Raw genomic sequence first — 15,387 nt, forward strand, 5'->3', positions numbered from 1 at the left:
CGTCAGAACCCGGGGGGACTTGATGACGGCAGCGGATGCAGTGCCCATTGTTTTTGTTCACGGGACGCGCTTCAGCGCGGGACAGTGGAGCGTGCAGGTTGCCGCGCTCCGGGACGAATTCCCGGTCGTCGCCGTCGACTTGCCCGGTCACGGGAAGCGCTCGGATCAACCTTGGAGTCTGACCAGCGCGACCGAGATCATCGATTCCGCGGTGCAGTCGCTCGACCGCGGACCGGCGTTGGTCGTCGGGCACTCGCTGGGCGGATACGCCGCGCTGGAGTTCGCCCGGCGCCGTCCCGAAAAGCTGCGCGGGCTGATCCTCGCGGGAGCCAGCGCCTCGACCCGCGGCTGGGGCGCAGTGCCCTATCGACTGGTCGGCAGGCTGGTCCCTCGCATCCCGGCGGACCGGCTGGCCCGGTGGAACGACCGGATGCTGCGGCGGCTGTATCCGCCGGAGGTCGTGGGGGAGACCATCGGGTCCGGCTACGCCTTCCACACACTGCCCGCGGCCTGGGACGAGGTACTGGGACGCTTCGACGCGGACGCGATGCGCTGTGTGCAGGCCCCGGCACTGATCCTCAACGGCGAAAAGGACACCCTGTTCCGGTCCGGCGAGGCGGACTTCGCCCGGGCGCATCCAGACGCCCGGATCGAGTTGATCCCGCGAGCACGGCACCTCTCGAACTTCGACGCCCCGGACGCCTTCACCGACGCCGTCCGCCGCTTCGCCCGCCAGCTGGCATCGAGACGTACAGCAGGGGCGTAGACCGCTTCGCCGTGTCGAGACCGCCTCCCCTCTGCCCGGGCGCACGCAATTCGACAGGTGTGCGGAAGCATCGGGTCGAGGGGAGGTAGACGGGCATGGAGATTGCCGGCATTCCGCAGCCGGGGCCGTCGCGCGTCGCGAACGCTTGTGGAAGGCCCCGGGCGGCGGGCGGGTCAGGCTGCCGGATACAGCAGACAGTCCTCGGGCCGGATCAGCACGTTGATCTCCTCTCCTGTGTGCCGCACCGCGCTCTCGGCGTGGACGTCCAGGCCGCCGATGGACAGTTGGTACTCGAAGCGGGCGCCGGTGTACGAGCACTGCTTGATCGTCGCGCGCAGGACGTTGATTCCTTCCGCGGGCGCGTCTGCGTGTTCGGTCAGGGCGATGCGCTCGGAGCGCAGGCCCACCGTGGCCTCCGTGCCCGAGGCGGCGCGCGCGTTGTGCGTGCGCCGCACGTACAAGTGCTGGCCCGTGGAGCCGAGTTCGACCCGGACCGTCCGGTCGTCTGCGGTATCTATGCGGCCCTCAAGCAGGTTGCAGCGACCGATGAACCCGGCGACCTCCGGCGTGGCAGGGGTCTCGTAGATCTCGGTGGGTGTGCCGACCTGCTGGAGGCGACCGTGCATGAACACGGCGATCCGGTCGGACAGCGACATGGCCTCGACTTGGTCATGGGTGACGTAGACCGTGGTGATGCCGACCTCACGCTGCAGATCCTTGAGCCAGATGCGGGCCTGGTCGCGCATCTTCGCGTCGAGGTTCGACAGCGGCTCGTCCAGGAGCAGCACACCAGGTGAGTACACGATGCCGCGGGCGAGGGCGACGCGCTGCTGCTGGCCGCCGGAGAGCTGGTGCGGATAGCGGTCGCGCAGCTGTGTCATGTCGACCTTGGCGAGCACGTCGTCGATGAGTCGGCGCTGCTCATCGCGGGGCACCTTGCGCAGCTTCAGTGGAAGCGCGAGGTTGTCGGCGATGGTCATGTGCGGCCACAGCGCGTACGACTGGAAGACCAGGCCCAGGTTGCGGCCTTCCGGCGGGACGGTGCCTCGTGGGCTTCCGTCGAAGAAGACCTGGTCGCCGACGCGGATCGTGCCGGAGTCCGGGTCCTCCAGCCCTGCCACGCACGAGAGGGTCGTGGATTTTCCGCAGCCCGACGGTCCGAGCAGGGTGAAGAACTCCCCGTCGGCGACGGTGAAGTCGATGCCCTCCAGGACGGTATTGCCGTTGAAGGACTTGGTGATGTTCTCGACGGCCAGCTCAGGCACGGTTCTTCTCCTTCTTGTCCTTCGTGTTGACCTTTGTGTCGCGGTTCTTTTCGCGCAGCAGGAGGCCTGCCAGGCCGGCGACGAGGGCGGTAACGGCGATCTGCAGGGTGGCGAGCGCGGCAACCGAACCGGTTTCGCCCTGTGTCCACAGGTCGATGGCGGTGGTGCCGATGACCTGTGATTCGGCGCCGGCCAGGAACATGGCGGGCGCATACTCGCGGATCATCTGCGTCCAGATGAGCAGGAACGAGGCGAGCATCGCCGGGACCAGGAGCCGGATCAGGATGCGGGAGACCGTGCGCCACCAGTCGGCGCCGGCGACCCGTGCGGCGTTGTCGAGTTCTGAGCCGAGCTGCATCGTCGCCGGGGAGATCGCCCCGTAGGCGGAGGGCAGGGCGCGTACGCCGAAGGCGATGATCAGGGCGAAGAGTGTGCCCCGGAGGGCGTCGCCGCCGGGCATCCAGGCGAACGCCCAGAAGAATCCGATACCGATGATCAGGCCCGGCACCGCATGCGGTGACTGCGCGGTGTTCTCCAGAAGGCGGGCGTGGCGGAAGTCGGAGCGGCGGGCCACCAGGACCACGACGGTGCCGAACAGAGTGACCGCGACCGCACCGATGAACGCGATGGTGATGCTGTTGGTAATTGACTCGGTGTAGGGGGCGTAGGCGAAGATCAGCCGGAAGTTGTCCAGGGTGAGCAGGCTGAACGGATTGACCAGCGGCGTGAGCAGTGAAGTGAACGCCCGCATGACCAGCGCGATCATCGGCAGCAGCGCGCCGAAGATGACGTAGATCCCGACGAAGGCGAAGCCGGCCCACTTCCAGCGCCCGATGTCCAGGAGCCCTGACCGGTTGGCCTTGCCGCGTACGGACACGAACCGCTGTGCCTGTTTGAGCAGGCGGGCCTGCACCACGACCAGGCCGATGGTGGTAAGGAGCATGAAGGTGGAGGCTGCGCCGAGCATGCCGTAGTCCGGGCTGACCGAGTCGATGCCCTGCTCGTAGAGGAAGCTGGAGAAGAGCGTGATCTCCGCGGGCTGGCCCAGGATGAGCGGGATGGAGAGGGTCTCGATCGACGTTCCGAAGATCAGCAGTCCCGCGTAGAGCATGGGAGGGCGCAGCATCGGTACGACGACCGAGCGCAGGATGCGCAGCGGTCCTGCGCCGACCGTGCGGGCGGCGTTCTCCAGTGAAGTGTCGGACGAGGCCAGGGCATTGGCGCAGAACAGGTAGGCAATGGGCACTTGCGCGACGGCCTCGACGAATGCCATGCCGGGCAGGGAGTACAGGTTCCACGGCACCCAGCCGAAGGACTCGCGGACGGTGGTGGTGAGGAAGCCCGCGGGGCCGTAGACGACGATCCAGCCGAAGGCGAGGACCAGCGGTGAGATATAGATGGGCCAGCGCAACACCTGTCCGAACAGGCGGGCTGCCGGGAAGCGGGTGCGCTGCAGGAGGATCGCCATCGGTACGGCGATAACCAGGGCGAACACCGTGGTGAGCGCGGCGAAGAGCAGGGTGTCGAGAATGATCGAGCCGAAGCCCGCCTCGGTGAACAGGTGGGTGTAGTTGGAGAGGGTGAAGGCGCCGCCCGCCGCGTACAGGGGTTGGTTGCGGACGGACTGGTAGAGGATCGGGATGACCGGTGCGAGCACCAGCGCCGCGGTGATGAGGAAGGTCAGCCAGTGAATGGTGACTTCGCGGCCGGCACCGAACAGGCGTCGGTACTGCGGCGTGCGCGGCGCGCCGGCGTGCGGGGGGCTAGCGGGCGCCGGACTCGGCGCCTGGGGGGACTGGATGGCCATGGCGACTCCAAGCGAACAGGCCAATGGGGAAAGGGGAGCGGGGGAGGGGAGGGCTGTCAGCCCGCCGCCTTCTCCCAGCGGGCGAGGTACGCCGTCTGGTGTTCCTCCGGGACCCGCTCGTAGCGGTAGACGTGGACGTGGTCGGCGCCGAGCTTGCGCTGCATGTCCTGCAGGCTGTCTGTGGCGTCCTGCCGCACCCCTGGCCGGTAGGGCACAAGACCGCCGTCGGCCACGGCCTTCTGGCCGTTCGCCGACAGCACGAAATCGAGGAAGAGGCGCGCGGTGCTCGGATGCGGCGCCGTCTTCACGATGGAGATGCCACGCGGCATGACGACGGTGCCCTCCTCGGTGTAGCTCCAGCCGAGCAGGCCGCCGCTGCTCTCGGCGGCGGGGATGACGACGCCGCCGCTGAGATTGATCGAGTAGTCGTACTCGCCGGACACGACCTTCTCGACGAGCGCGCCGGAGGAATGGTCGGAGCGGGTGAAGGGCAGCAGTCGCCGGAAGGTGTCCCAGCCGTCGGGGACCATGCTGGTGTAGCCCTGATTGCTGGCGTAGCCATAGGCGTTCGACGGGTCGTACACGCCGATCCGCCCCCGGAAACGGGACGGCTTGGCCTCGACGATGTCGGCCAGTGCCTTGAGGCCGGTGGGGTACTGCGACGGGGAGAGGGTCTTGCGGTTGTAGAGGACGACGACGGGGTCGGTCGACATGAGCCAGACGCCGGGGAGCATCTCGCCCCAGGAGGGCAGATGGTCCTTCTCCGGCGAGCGGTAGTCGGAGGCGACGTTCCGGGTGGCGTAGTCGCCCCACAGCGGACCGCCGTTGTTGACGAGCAGGTCGACGGGGGAGGCGCCGCCGGCGTTCTCGCTGTAGTAGCGCTCGTAGACCGCGGAGCCGCCCAGGTTCGTGGCCCGGACATCGGAGATCCACGGATAGCGGTCCGTGAAGGCGTCGAAGACCGGCTGCCAGTTGGTCTGGGAGGTGTTCGAGTAGATGAGGAGTTTCTTCTCCCGGCGGGAGGCGTCGATCAGCTTGTCGTAGGCGGGCGGGTAGTAGGCGGGCGTCGACGGGGTCGCGGCGTTCGCCTCGCCGCCGGAACAGCCGGAGAGCGCACCGGCGCCGGTGGCGAGGAAGCCTGCGGCCGCGGCACCGCGCAAGAGGCTGCGGCGGGCCGTGCGGGGGCCTGAGGGAAGGGGAGACATGGAGGGCTCTTCTCGGGTAGGGCGCGACGGCGCTGTCGGCAGCTTCGAGAGACGTACTTCGAGAGATAGAGACGGGGGGCAGGACTCAGGACGTCGCGACCGCGCGGCGCGCCACGTAGGGCAGGAGTCCGCCGTGGCGGAGATAGGCCAGTTCCTGGCGGGAGTCCAGGCGCAGGCGCAGGGAGGACGTCGCTCGCGAACCGTCGGTCCGGGCGAGGTGCAGGGTGACGCGGTTCATTCCCACGTGCAGGTCGTCGAGGCCGGTGAGGGCGAGGTCCTCTTCTCCGGTGAGGGCGTACGCCGATGCGTCCTTGCCCTCGTCGAACTCCAGCGGAAGGACGCCCATCCCGATCAGGTTGCTGCGGTGGATGCGCTCGTAGGACTGGGCGATGACGGCCCGGACTCCGAGCAAGGCCTGTGCCTTGGCGGCCCAGTCGCGGCTGGATCCGGCCCCGTAATTGCGGCCCGCTACGACCACCAGGTCGCAGCCCGTCGCGCGGTAGGTGAGCGCTGCCTCGTGCACGGGAACGACGGCGGTGCGATCGGCGGTGTGGGCGTGGGCGCCCCGGGCGCCCCGGGCGGCGTGCGTGCTCGCGTCCGCGTCGAGGAGACGGTTGGTGACGCCGGCATTGGTGAAGGCGCCGCGCAGCATGACCTCGTGGTTGCTGCGACGCGTGGAGTACTGGTTCAAGTCCCTTGTGGCGACGCCGCGTTCGGCCAGCCAGCGCCCCGCGGCGCTGCGCGGCGGGATCGCGCCGGCCGGGGAGATGTGATCGGTCGTGACGTCGTCGCCGAGCAGCAGCAGTACTTTGGCCCGGTCGATGCGCAGCCGGTCCGGGGCCGTGGCAGCCAGGCCGGTGAGGTGCGGCGGGCGCCGGATGTACGTGGACTGAGGGTTCCAGGCGAACCGGGTGCCGCCGGGCGACTGGATGTCACGCCAGGCCGGGGTGCCCTCGCGCAGGCGCGCGGTGTTTGCGCGAAAGAGCTCGGGGCGCACGGATGCGGCGACACGGGCGGCGACCTCCTCGTCCGTGGGCCACAGGTCCTTGAGGAAAACGGGGGTGCCGTCGTCAGCGGTTCCCAGCGGATCACGTTCGAAGTCGTGCAGGATCGACCCGGCCAGGGCGTAGGCGACGACCCGGGGCGGCGAGGCCAGATAGGACTGGCTGATCTGCGGGTTGACGCGGCCCGCGAAGTTGCGGTTCCCGGACAGGACGGCCACCGGGTCGACCGCGTCGTCCTGCGCAAGCCGCTCCAAGTCCTCCTGCAGAGGGCCTGAGTTGCCGATGCAGGTCATGCAGCCGAAGCCGACGATGTGAAAGCCGGTCCGCTCCAGCGCGGTGAGCAGCCCGCCCTGGCGCAGATAGTCTTCGACGACCCGCGACCCGGGCGACAGGGATGTCTTCACCCAGGGCTTGGTGTCGAGCCCGGCCGCCACCGCGCGCTCCGCGAGCAGCGCGGCCTGCACGATCAGTGCGGGGTTGGCCGTATTGGTGCAGCTGGTGATCGCCGCAATGGCGACCGGGCCTTTCGGCAGCGGCTCTCCGAACGCCTCGTCCGCTACGGGAGGCCTGCCGCCGGCGGCAGGCCGGAAGGAATCCGGGACCCGGGACAGCGGAAGGCGCTGGTGGGGAAGGTCGGGTCCCGCGAGGCTGGGCTCCACCGCGGTCAGGTCGAGGTCGATGAGGTGGTCGTAGCGCGGCTCGGGCCGGTCGGCAGTGCGCTTGAGTCCCTGCGCGGCGAGGTAGGTGTCGACGAGCCGTACATGCTCCTCCTCGCGTCCCGTCAGCCGCAGATAGGCGGCGGTCTCGTCGTCATAGGGGAAGAAGACGCAGGTGGCGCCGTACTCCGGGGCCATGTTGGAGACCGCTGCCCGCTCCGCCCAGCCGAGTGCGTCCAGGCCCGGGCCGCAGAACTCGACGAACTGGTCCACCACTCCCTGCGCGCGCAGCAGTTCGGTCAGCGTCAGGGCGAGGTCGGTGGCGCCGACGCCGGGGCGCAGCTGCCCGGTCAGGCGTACGCCCACCACGCGTGGGAAGGGGATGGTGACCGGCTCGCCGAGCATCGCGGCCTGCCCCTCCAGACCGCCGACGCCCCAGCCCACGACACCGAGGGCATTGATCATCGGGGTGTGGCTGTCGGTGGCGACGAGGACGTCGGGGTGCAGCCACGGCAGGCTGCCGTCGTGGTGCTCCTCCTCCCGCCAGACGACGCGGGCGAGGGTCTCCATGTTGACCTGGTGGATGATGCCGGTGCCGGGCGGGACGACCCGGAAGCCCTTGAGGCTTTGCTCGGCCCACTTCACGAACTCGTAGCGCTCGCCGTTGCGGCGGAAGTCGATGAGCAGGTTGCGCTCGACGGCGTCGGGGCTGCCGTACTCCTCGACGATGACCGAGTGGTCGACGGTCAGGTCCACCGGGATGGCGGGCTGCAGCCGCTCCGGGTCCCCGCCCAGCTCGGCGACGCTGTCGCGCAGCGCGGCGAAGTCGGCGAGCGCGGGCAGGCACGTGGTGTCGTGCAGCATGACCCGGTTGGGGTGTACGGGTACTTCGCAGAGGCCGCTGCCGCTCGTCGCGCGGTCGAGCACGGCGTCGAGCGCGGCGGGGGATCGGCGGGCGACGTTCTCCACCAGGACGCGTATCGCATAGGGCAGCTCGTCGAGCCGTGCAAGCGGCAGGAGCCGCCTCAGGGGCAGGTAGTGGTATGCGCGGCCGTCGACGCTGAGGACGCCGGGGCGGGTGTGGGCACGGGTGGGGTCTGCGGTCATGATCCCTGCTGTCGTTCCGGGACGGGCGAAGTCCGCGGCTGCCACGAGGGCGGCGCCTGCGGCTGCCGGGCGCGGCCAGTATTGTCTCAAGGTGCTTATTGATACAACCGTTGGAACGAGGGAACTTCTGGAGATCGCCGCGAAAGGGTCGCCCGGGCGGCCCCGCTTCTGTGATGGCCTGATGTCAGGAGCGGAGCGGCTTGATGGTGGGAGCGGCCGGTCAGCCGCCGGTCTTGATGATCCTGACCGCGTCCAGGTGGCGGCGCAGGAACTCCGCCGCCTCTTCGAGGCGGCCGCTCTCGACCATGTCCAGCATCTGCAGGTGTTCGCGGGCCTGGCCCGCGAGGCGGGATCGGTCCACCTGGTGCCGGTACTCGATCAGGCGGCGCAGCCGGTGCTGGCGGCGGGCGGCGTCGAGGAGGAACTGGTTGCCCGAGAAACCGACGAGCATCTCGTGGAACGACGCGTTGACGTGGAACAGTTCGGCGCGCGGGAGCAGCAGGATGTCACCGCGCAGCAGCGCTTCTTGTTGCCTGCGGTGCTGGGCCGCCACTGCCGGATCGACGGTGAAGCCCGGCTCGAGCAGGGCGCTCGGTTCGATGATCATGCGGAAGCGGTAGCTCTGGGCGTGCGCCTCGACCGTCGAGAGCACCTGCTGGAACTCCCAGCCGCGCCCGCCCGGCCTGCGTCGCACCAGGTCCTCGGAGTCCATGCGGGACAGGACCCGATCGGCCTGACGGGGCGTGAGGCCGTAGGTGCGGCTGATGTCGGCCGAGGTGAACGGCCCGCGGAACCGGCCGCCCACGTAGTCGTCGGCGATCCGGAAGTAGGCGTCCTGTTCGGTGTCCGCGCCCTCGCCCAGGTCGGTCCGCGTCAGCGTGGCGGCACTTCGGTCGAGGAAGAAGCCGCGGTTGGGCTCGCGCCGCAGGATGCCGACCTCCGTCAGGAAGAGCATGGCCTTGCGGGCGGGAGTGCGGGAGACGTCCAGTTCGTCGGCCGCCCACTGCTCGGTGACGTGAGCCCCCTCCTCGAGGCCGCTGTGGCGCAGCAGGTCCACGAGGCGAGTGGCGATGGAGGTGGTGAGGTTCGGCCGCGACATCAACCTCTGCGCTCTTCGGGTGGGGGGCGTGGGACGCCTCATCCTAAGCGGCGCGAGACCCCAGGAGGATTGTATTTAACGTCGATCTGATACAAACTCTCGATGCGCTCCCGTAAGGGCGGGCGCGGTAACGCGAGGCCACTGAGAGGTATCTATGCAGACCACGCCCGTCCCCACCGCCGACCTCGCCGATAAGTACGGCGAACAGCTGCGTGTCTGCGACGTGCAGTTCACCTCGTTCGGGGCGCGGGGGTCCTTCGCGGGACCCGTGCGCACCGTCTCCTGTCGCGACGACAACGCGCTGGTGCACGAACTCCTGCACACCCCCGGTGAGGGCTGCGTCGTGGTCATTGACGGCGGGGCCTCCCTGCACACCACCTTGTTCGGCGACCGGATGGCCGCCCGCGCCCTGGACAACGGATGGGCTGGCCTCGTGGTGCACGGGGCCGTTCGTGACTCCGCCGCCCTGGCGGGGATGCACCTCGGAATCCAGGCGCTCGGCACCAACCCGCGCAGGAGCGCGAAGGCGGGAGCCGGTGAGGTGGACGTGCCGGTGACGTTCGGCGGCGTGACGTTCGCCCCCGGCGACGTCCTGCACGCCGATGGCGACGGGGTGGTTCTCCTGCCGCGGCTCTGAGCGCGGGAATTGGCCGACGGCAACATGGCGCGGGTTTCCAGTTCCCCTGATGGCCGCGGACGACCCGTCGCTCGGCCGGCCCCGGCCCCTCTCAGCGGCGCGCAGGCAGGGTGATGCCGTAGGCCCGCATTTTGCGGTAGATCGTCGTACGGGAGATGCCGAGCCGCTGTGCCGCAAGGAGTTTGTTGCCGTCCGCCGCCAGCAGGGCCTGGACCAGGGTGTCGCGCTCGGACGCCTCCCAGGCGCTCAAGGACCGGCTGCCCGCGCTGTGCAGGGACGGCGGCAGGTCGCGGAGTTCGACGCGGTAGGTGCGGCGGCCCGCGGCGGCCTCGCGCAGGGCGGTGTCCAGCTGGCGGATGTTGCCGGGCCAGTCGTGCCTGCGCAGCAGAGGCAGCACCTCCGGTGCGCACTCGATGTCCGCGCCGATGCGTCGCAGCAGACAGTCGACGAGGGCCGGGAGGTCGGCGAGGCGGTGGCGCAGGGCGGGCACCGCGGCCGCCTCGGTGAAGCAGCGCCTGAGGGGCTCCGGTACGCCCGGTGCGCGGTGGAGGGTGCCCACGATCCATGTGCCCTGTGCCGCCGCCGCATCCAGTGCGCGGGCGACGGCAGGCCCCTGCTCGGGGGCCACGGCGTCGACGTTGCGCAGGACCAGGGCGCGGCCCGGCCCGGTGGGCACCTCGCGCAGCGCGGTCGGCAGGTCGGCCTCCGCGTCGGCCCCGGCGACCCTGGCGGGTCCGGCAGCTCCGGAGGCCAAGGCATCCACGATCACGGGAGCCGAGGCCGCCCCGGTCAGCGCGTGTGCGGCATGGACCAGCGCGGATTTCCCCGTTCCGGTCTCGCCGTGGAGCAGCAGCGGTGTGCGTTCGCGGGCGCAGCGGGACACCGTACGGGAGACGGTGTTCCATGCCGGGTCCGTCCCGGCAAGGCCGGGCAGCGGCCAGGGGCGGGCCGCGTCCTGCGCCTCCCGGGAGCGCGAGCCGTAGCTGAGTCCGGTGCGGGGGCGGGCCCGGTCGGCGGGGCGGTCCGCGAAGGCCAGCTCGAGGAGGTATCCGGCCGTGCCCGCGGAGCTGTCGACCTGGCGGCAGCGCATCAGGACGGTCTCGCCGCCGGACAGTTGCACCTGCTTGCGGGTGCGCGGCGCGTGACCCAGGTCGGCGGCGGCCTCGTGCAGCAGCCGGTGGTCGTCGCCGGTGAGCCGCGCGGAGGCGGCGGAGTTGGCGAGCACGAGATCCTGGCCCAGGCAGAGAACTGGCCGGTCGCCGTAGTGGTTCACCTGCTGGAACGCTTCGAGGAGTGCCCGCTGGTGCGAGCTGCTGAACTCGTACATCACGCGCTCGATGTCGCTGGCGGCTTCCTGTACCAGGGCTGCCATCAGCGTGCGGGCCGGGCCGTTCCAGCAGGTCAGGTTCATGGCTCCTTCGACCCGTCCGGTGACCGAGTTACGGATCGGGGCGGCCGCGCAGGAGACGTTCTGCAGACGTTCGTTGAAGTGCTCGGTGCCCAGGACCACATTGGGCTTGCGCTCCTCCAGGGCGACCCCGATGCCGTTCGTGCCGACGAACTGTTCGGCGTAGTTGAAGCCGGGCGCCAGGTGCACGCGATCCAGGTGCGCCGAGAGCCGCTTCTCCCCGACGCGGCGATCGCGGACCCAGCCCTTGCGGTCCGTCACGATCACGCAGGCGTCCGAACCTGCCAGCGCCTGTTCCAGACGGTCCAGGACGGGCGATGCGGCGCGGACCAGGCGGCTCTGCCGGTCGTAGTCCGGCTGGTAGGGGACGACCACCTCGTCCGTGCCGACCCCCAGGTACTTCGAACGCTGCCAGGAGTTACGGATGCCCTCGGGCACGATCGTCGCAGGCGGTTCCGTGTTCGCGAGGAACTGCAGGCGTGCTCGCGCGATGTTCCGGTCCCGCTCTGTGCGATCAGTGAGCATGGCGCCTCCGATGAGCGTGTTTCCGCCATATTACGAACGCGTTTGCAGCTGTCAACGGGGGATTCGACGCCACTTTTCCGTGCGTTCTCCGTGCCCTGATCAGGAGACGGGCCCGGTGTGTTCCACATTGAAAAACTCGACGGCACTCCCGGCCCCGACGCTGATGGTCGGCGCCGCACGCAGGGTGCGGCCGCCCACCGTCGAGCACAGGAGCACCCATGACGTCCGCCGACAACGCACCCCGTACCGCGATCGTCACCGGCGCCGCCCGCGGTATCGGCCGCAGCATCGCCGAGCGCCTGGCCGCAGACGGGCTCGATGTGGCCGTCGCCGATCTCCCCACCATGGGCGAGGAGTTGAGCGAGGTCGCGGCCGGGATCGAGAAGACCGGCCGCCGGGCCCTGGCCGTGCACGCCGACGTGAGCAGCAAGGAGCAGACCGACGCGCTCGTGGACGCGGTGGCCGGTCACTTCGGCAGGGTCGACGTCTACGTGGCCAACGCGGGCATCGCCAGGGTCACTCCGCTCCTCGACACCGGGGTCGAGGAGTTCGAGCAGATCATGGCCGTGAACCTACGCGGTGTCTTCCTCTCCTACCAGGCCGCCGCCCGGCAGATGATCGCCCAGGGCGGCGGCGGCAAGATCATCGGCGCGGCGTCGATCGTCGCCTACCGCCCGTTCGCCCTGCTCGGCACCTACTCGGCGTCCAAGTGGGGCGTACGCGGACTGACCCAGGCCGCGGCCATGGAATGGGCGCAGCACGGCATCACCGTCAACGCCTACTGCCCGGGCATCGTCGGCACCGACATGTGGGACCTCATCGACGAGCGCCTCGCGCAGGAGGAGGGCCTGCAGAAGGGCCGGGCCATCAAGAAGTACGCCGAGGCCATCGCGCTGGGCCGCGTCGAGGAGCCCGCCGACGTCGCCTCCTTCGTCTCGTACCTGGCCTCGCGGGACTCGGACTACATGACCGGCCAGTCCGTCATGATCGACGGCGGAATCCAGTTCTCCTGACGCGCGGCGTCGAACACCCCGCCCGGCCGACCCCCGCGAAACCCGCGACCCCCGCGAACCGAGGAGAGAGATGTATTCCAAGGACGGCGAGAACTACTTCATCGTGGACGCGCACATCGCGCTCTGGGACGCACGCCCCGAGAACCAACTCAACATCCACGGCAAGCAGTTCATCGACTGCTTCTACGACTACCACCGCAACCTCAGCCCGGAATCCGAGCTGTGGCCGTACGAGGAGTACCTCTACTACGGCGGCGAGCGGCTGATGAAGGACCTCTTCGTCGACGGGTACGTCGACCACGCCATCTTCCAGCCCGCACGCCTGGGGGCGTTCTACCGCAACGGCTTCGGACAGACCGAGGAAGCCTTCGCGCTGACCCGGCAGCACCCGGACAAGCTGACGTACAACCACTCCTGGGACCCGCGCTACGAGCAGAAGGGACTCGACCAACTGCGCCGCGACGCCGAACGGTTCCAGCTCAAGGGCGTGAAGCTGTACACCGCCGAGTGGAAGGGCGACAGCCGCGGCTACAAGCTCGACGACCCGTGGACCTACCGCTATCTCGAGGTGTGCCAGGAACTCGGCATCAACAACATCCACCTCCACAAGGGCCCGACGATCCGGCCGCTCGACCGGGACGCCTTCGATGTCGCGGACGTCGACAAGGTGGCCACACAGTTCCCCGAGATGAACTTCGTCGTCGAGCACTGCGGACTGCCCCGCCTGGAGGACTTCTGCTGGATCGCCACGCAGGAGCCCAACGTGCACGCGGGCCTCGCGGTCGCCATCCCCTTCATCCACACCCGGCCGCGGTACTTCGCGCAAATCATCGGCGAACTGCTCTACTGGCTGGACGAGAACCGCATCCAGTTCTCCAGCGACTACGCCCTCTGGACGCCCCGCTGGCTCATCGAGCGGTTCGTCGACTTCCAGATCCCCGCGGACATGACCGAGTACGCGCCGCTCACCGTGGCGCAGAAGAAGAAGATCCTCGGGCTGAACGCGGCCGCCATGTACGACATCGAGGTCCCGGCCGGACTCGGCGTCACCGAACCGGCGGTGGCCTGAGATGTCCGCCGACTGCCGGGAGCAGTCCGCCCGGGCCGCGCTGAGCACGGTCTTCGACCCGGAGCTCGACGAGCCGATCACCGACCTCGGATTCGTACGCTCCGTGCTGGTGACCCCCGACGGGGCGCTCACCGTCCGTCTCAGGCTCCCCACCTCGTTCTGTTCGCCGAACTTCGCGTACCTGATGGCCTCGGACTCCAAGGACGCGCTGACGGCACTGCCCTGGACCCGGGACGTCGTGGTGCTGCTCGACGACCACCACGACTCGGACCTCATCAACCGCGGCCTGGCGGCGGACGCGGGCTACCGCGGCACGTTCGGCGCCGAGGCGGAGAAGGACCTCGAAGCGCTCCGGCTGACGTTCCGCCGCAAAGCCCATGCCGCGGCGATGGAACGGGCCCTGGCGCTCGTGCTGCGCGAAAATCCGGACCTCACCGAAGAAGCCCTCCACGACGTCCTGCTCGGCGACCTCCCCGACGCCGCGGCCTCCCGCGCCCTGCTGCGGCGGCGCGCGGCGCTGGGACTCGGGACGGCACCTGCCGACCCGGTCCTGGTGGACGAGGACGGGCGGCGCTACCCGCCGGGCGAGATCCCGCTCCGGCTGCGCTTCGCCCGCGCGGTCCGGGTGTCGATCGACGGCAACGCGCACTTCTGCCGGGGCCTGCTCCGCACCCGCTATCCGCAGTCCGCGGCCGACCAGTCCCCGCGCGCGGAGGAGCCCGTACACACCACGGGAGAACTCCTCCACCTCACCGCCCCGCCGAAGGAGAACATCTCGTGAAAGCAGTCCAGGTCGTGGGCTACGGCCAGCACCTCAAGATGGCCGAGGTCCCGGCTCCCGAGGTCACCGGACCGTTCGACGTCATCGTCAAGATCGGCGGTGCCGGCGTGTGCCGCACCGACATCCACATCCTGGAGGGGCAGTGGGCGCAGAAGTCCGGGGTGACGCTGCCCTACACGATCGGACACGAGAACGCCGGCTGGGTCCACGCGGTCGGCAGCGCCGTCACCAATGTCCGCGAGGGCGACAAGGTCATCGTGCACCCGCTGATCACCTGCGGACTGTGCCGGGCCTGCCGGGCCGGTGACGACGTGCACTGCGAGAACAACCAGTTCCCCGGCATCGACACGGCCGGCGGCTACGCCGAGTACCTCAAGACCTCCGCGCGCAGTGTCGTGCGCATCGACGATTCCCTGGAACCGGCCGATGTCGCGGCGCTCGCCGACGCGGGCCTGACGGCGTACCACGCGGCGGCCAAGGCGGCCCGGAAGCTGCGGCCCGGTGACCGCTGCGTCGTGATCGGTGCGGGCGGGCTCGGGCACATCGGGGTGCAGGTGCTCAAGGCGATCACGGCCGCCGAGCTCGTCGTGGTCGACCGCAACCCCGCGGCGGTGGACCTGGCCGTCTCCATCGGCGCCGACCACGGCGTCGTCGCCGACGGCGGACAGGTGGACCGGGTACGCGAACTGACCGGCGGGCACGGGGCGGAGGCGGTCATCGACTTCGTCGGCGAGGGCGGCTCCACCAAGGACGGCGTCGGCATGCTGCGCCAGGCGGGCGACTACCACGTCGTCGGATACGGCGAGAACATCGACGTGCCGACCATCGACATCATCTCCGCCGAGATCAACTTCATCGGCAACCTCGTCGGCTCCTACAACGACCTGTGCGAGCTGATGGTCCTGGCCGCGCAGGGCCGCGTGCGCCTGCACACCGCCAAGTACCCGCTCGACCGCTTCCAGGACGCCCTGGACGATCTGGAGAGCGGCCGCATCCGGGGCCGGGCGATCCTCACCCCGTGACCCCCCACGCGTACGACACCCGA

General features: G+C 69.7%; 12 protein-coding genes. 6 read left to right on the top strand and 6 right to left on the bottom strand.

Annotated features, from left to right (window positions below; genetic code table 11):
* The first annotated feature begins 22 nt into the window (after positions 1-22).
* The gene (locus ABZ906_RS20030; RefSeq protein WP_361384139.1) at positions 23-766 is read left to right on the top strand and encodes an alpha/beta hydrolase; all 744 of its coding nucleotides are present in this window, start codon (positions 23-25) and stop codon (positions 764-766) included.
* Between the two features lie 173 nt (positions 767-939).
* Here ABZ906_RS20030 and ABZ906_RS20035 read toward each other — a convergent pair whose 3' ends face one another.
* The 5 genes from ABZ906_RS20035 to ABZ906_RS20055 form a co-directional block, all read right to left on the bottom strand.
* Positions 940-2,031 carry an ABC transporter ATP-binding protein gene (locus ABZ906_RS20035; protein ID WP_361384142.1) on the bottom strand — a complete coding sequence of 364 codons (1,092 nt, stop codon included), beginning with the start codon at positions 2,029-2,031 and terminating at the stop codon, positions 940-942.
* The gene (locus ABZ906_RS20040; RefSeq protein WP_361384145.1) at positions 2,024-3,838 is read right to left on the bottom strand and encodes an iron ABC transporter permease; all 1,815 of its coding nucleotides are present in this window, start codon (positions 3,836-3,838) and stop codon (positions 2,024-2,026) included. Before ABZ906_RS20040 ends, ABZ906_RS20035 begins: the two co-directional genes overlap by 8 nt.
* A gap of 56 nt (positions 3,839-3,894) precedes the next feature.
* The gene (locus ABZ906_RS20045; RefSeq protein ID WP_361384148.1) at positions 3,895-5,043 is read right to left on the bottom strand and encodes an extracellular solute-binding protein; all 1,149 of its coding nucleotides are present in this window, start codon (positions 5,041-5,043) and stop codon (positions 3,895-3,897) included.
* An 85-nt stretch (positions 5,044-5,128) separates the two neighbouring features.
* A complete protein-coding gene (gene acnA, locus ABZ906_RS20050) occupies positions 5,129-7,810 on the bottom strand; it encodes an aconitate hydratase AcnA (RefSeq protein ID WP_361384151.1) in 2,682 nt (893 codons plus the stop codon).
* A 220-nt stretch (positions 7,811-8,030) separates the two neighbouring features.
* Positions 8,031-8,909, bottom strand: coding sequence for a GntR family transcriptional regulator (locus tag ABZ906_RS20055; RefSeq protein ID WP_361384154.1), 879 nt, complete (start codon positions 8,907-8,909; stop codon positions 8,031-8,033).
* Positions 8,910-9,063: 154 nt separating this feature from the next.
* Here ABZ906_RS20055 and rraA point away from each other — a divergent pair, with 154 nt between their 5' ends.
* Positions 9,064-9,546 (top strand): ribonuclease E activity regulator RraA, encoded by a 483-nt coding sequence (gene rraA / locus ABZ906_RS20060; protein ID WP_361187192.1) that lies wholly within the window; start codon positions 9,064-9,066, stop codon positions 9,544-9,546.
* A gap of 91 nt (positions 9,547-9,637) precedes the next feature.
* On the opposite strand, the gene ABZ906_RS20065 is transcribed toward rraA, so the two are convergent.
* Positions 9,638-11,479 carry a helix-turn-helix domain-containing protein gene (locus ABZ906_RS20065; protein WP_361384157.1) on the bottom strand — a complete coding sequence of 614 codons (1,842 nt, stop codon included), beginning with the start codon at positions 11,477-11,479 and terminating at the stop codon, positions 9,638-9,640.
* 218 nt (positions 11,480-11,697) lie between these two features.
* On the opposite strand from ABZ906_RS20065, the gene ABZ906_RS20070 reads away from it, so the two are divergent.
* The 4 genes from ABZ906_RS20070 (at position 11,698) to ABZ906_RS20085 (ending at position 15,364) form a co-directional block, all read left to right on the top strand.
* Positions 11,698-12,492: an acetoin reductase gene (locus tag ABZ906_RS20070; RefSeq protein WP_361384160.1), complete on the top strand. Its 795-nt coding sequence runs from the start codon at positions 11,698-11,700 to the stop codon at positions 12,490-12,492.
* 70 nt (positions 12,493-12,562) lie between these two features.
* Complete coding sequence (locus ABZ906_RS20075) at positions 12,563-13,561, top strand: amidohydrolase family protein (RefSeq protein WP_361187186.1); 999 nt, start codon at positions 12,563-12,565, stop codon at positions 13,559-13,561.
* A gap of 1 nt (position 13,562) precedes the next feature.
* Entirely contained in the window at positions 13,563-14,342 is a 780-nt protein-coding gene (locus ABZ906_RS20080) for an iron-sulfur cluster assembly protein (RefSeq protein WP_361384163.1), read from the top strand.
* Complete coding sequence (locus ABZ906_RS20085; RefSeq protein WP_361187182.1) at positions 14,339-15,364, top strand: NAD(P)-dependent alcohol dehydrogenase; 1,026 nt, start codon at positions 14,339-14,341, stop codon at positions 15,362-15,364. Before ABZ906_RS20080 ends, ABZ906_RS20085 begins: the two co-directional genes overlap by 4 nt.
* The last annotated feature ends 23 nt before the right edge of the window (positions 15,365-15,387 follow it).

Origin of the sequence: Streptomyces sp. NPDC046925 (genome assembly GCF_040644915.1) — a bacterium.
In the GTDB taxonomy this organism is placed as follows: domain Bacteria; phylum Actinomycetota; class Actinomycetes; order Streptomycetales; family Streptomycetaceae; genus Streptomyces.

Excerpts from the sequence above, each read along its gene's own strand:
- ABZ906_RS20075 (WP_361187186.1), top strand. The coding sequence starts at position 12,563 with ATGTATTCCAAGGACGGCGAGAACTACTTCATCGTGGACGCGCACATC.
- ABZ906_RS20070 (WP_361384160.1), top strand. The coding sequence starts at position 11,698 with ATGACGTCCGCCGACAACGCACCCCGTACCGCGATCGTCACCGGCGCC.
- ABZ906_RS20080 (WP_361384163.1), top strand. The coding sequence starts at position 13,563 with ATGTCCGCCGACTGCCGGGAGCAGTCCGCCCGGGCCGCGCTGAGCACG.
- ABZ906_RS20045 (WP_361384148.1), bottom strand. The coding sequence starts at position 5,043 with ATGTCTCCCCTTCCCTCAGGCCCCCGCACGGCCCGCCGCAGCCTCTTG.
- ABZ906_RS20040 (WP_361384145.1), bottom strand. The coding sequence starts at position 3,838 with ATGGCCATCCAGTCCCCCCAGGCGCCGAGTCCGGCGCCCGCTAGCCCC.
- acnA (WP_361384151.1), bottom strand. The coding sequence starts at position 7,810 with ATGACCGCAGACCCCACCCGTGCCCACACCCGCCCCGGCGTCCTCAGC.
- ABZ906_RS20065 (WP_361384157.1), bottom strand. The coding sequence starts at position 11,479 with ATGCTCACTGATCGCACAGAGCGGGACCGGAACATCGCGCGAGCACGC.
- ABZ906_RS20030 (WP_361384139.1), top strand. The coding sequence starts at position 23 with ATGACGGCAGCGGATGCAGTGCCCATTGTTTTTGTTCACGGGACGCGC.
- ABZ906_RS20055 (WP_361384154.1), bottom strand. The coding sequence starts at position 8,909 with ATGTCGCGGCCGAACCTCACCACCTCCATCGCCACTCGCCTCGTGGAC.
- rraA (WP_361187192.1), top strand. The coding sequence starts at position 9,064 with ATGCAGACCACGCCCGTCCCCACCGCCGACCTCGCCGATAAGTACGGC.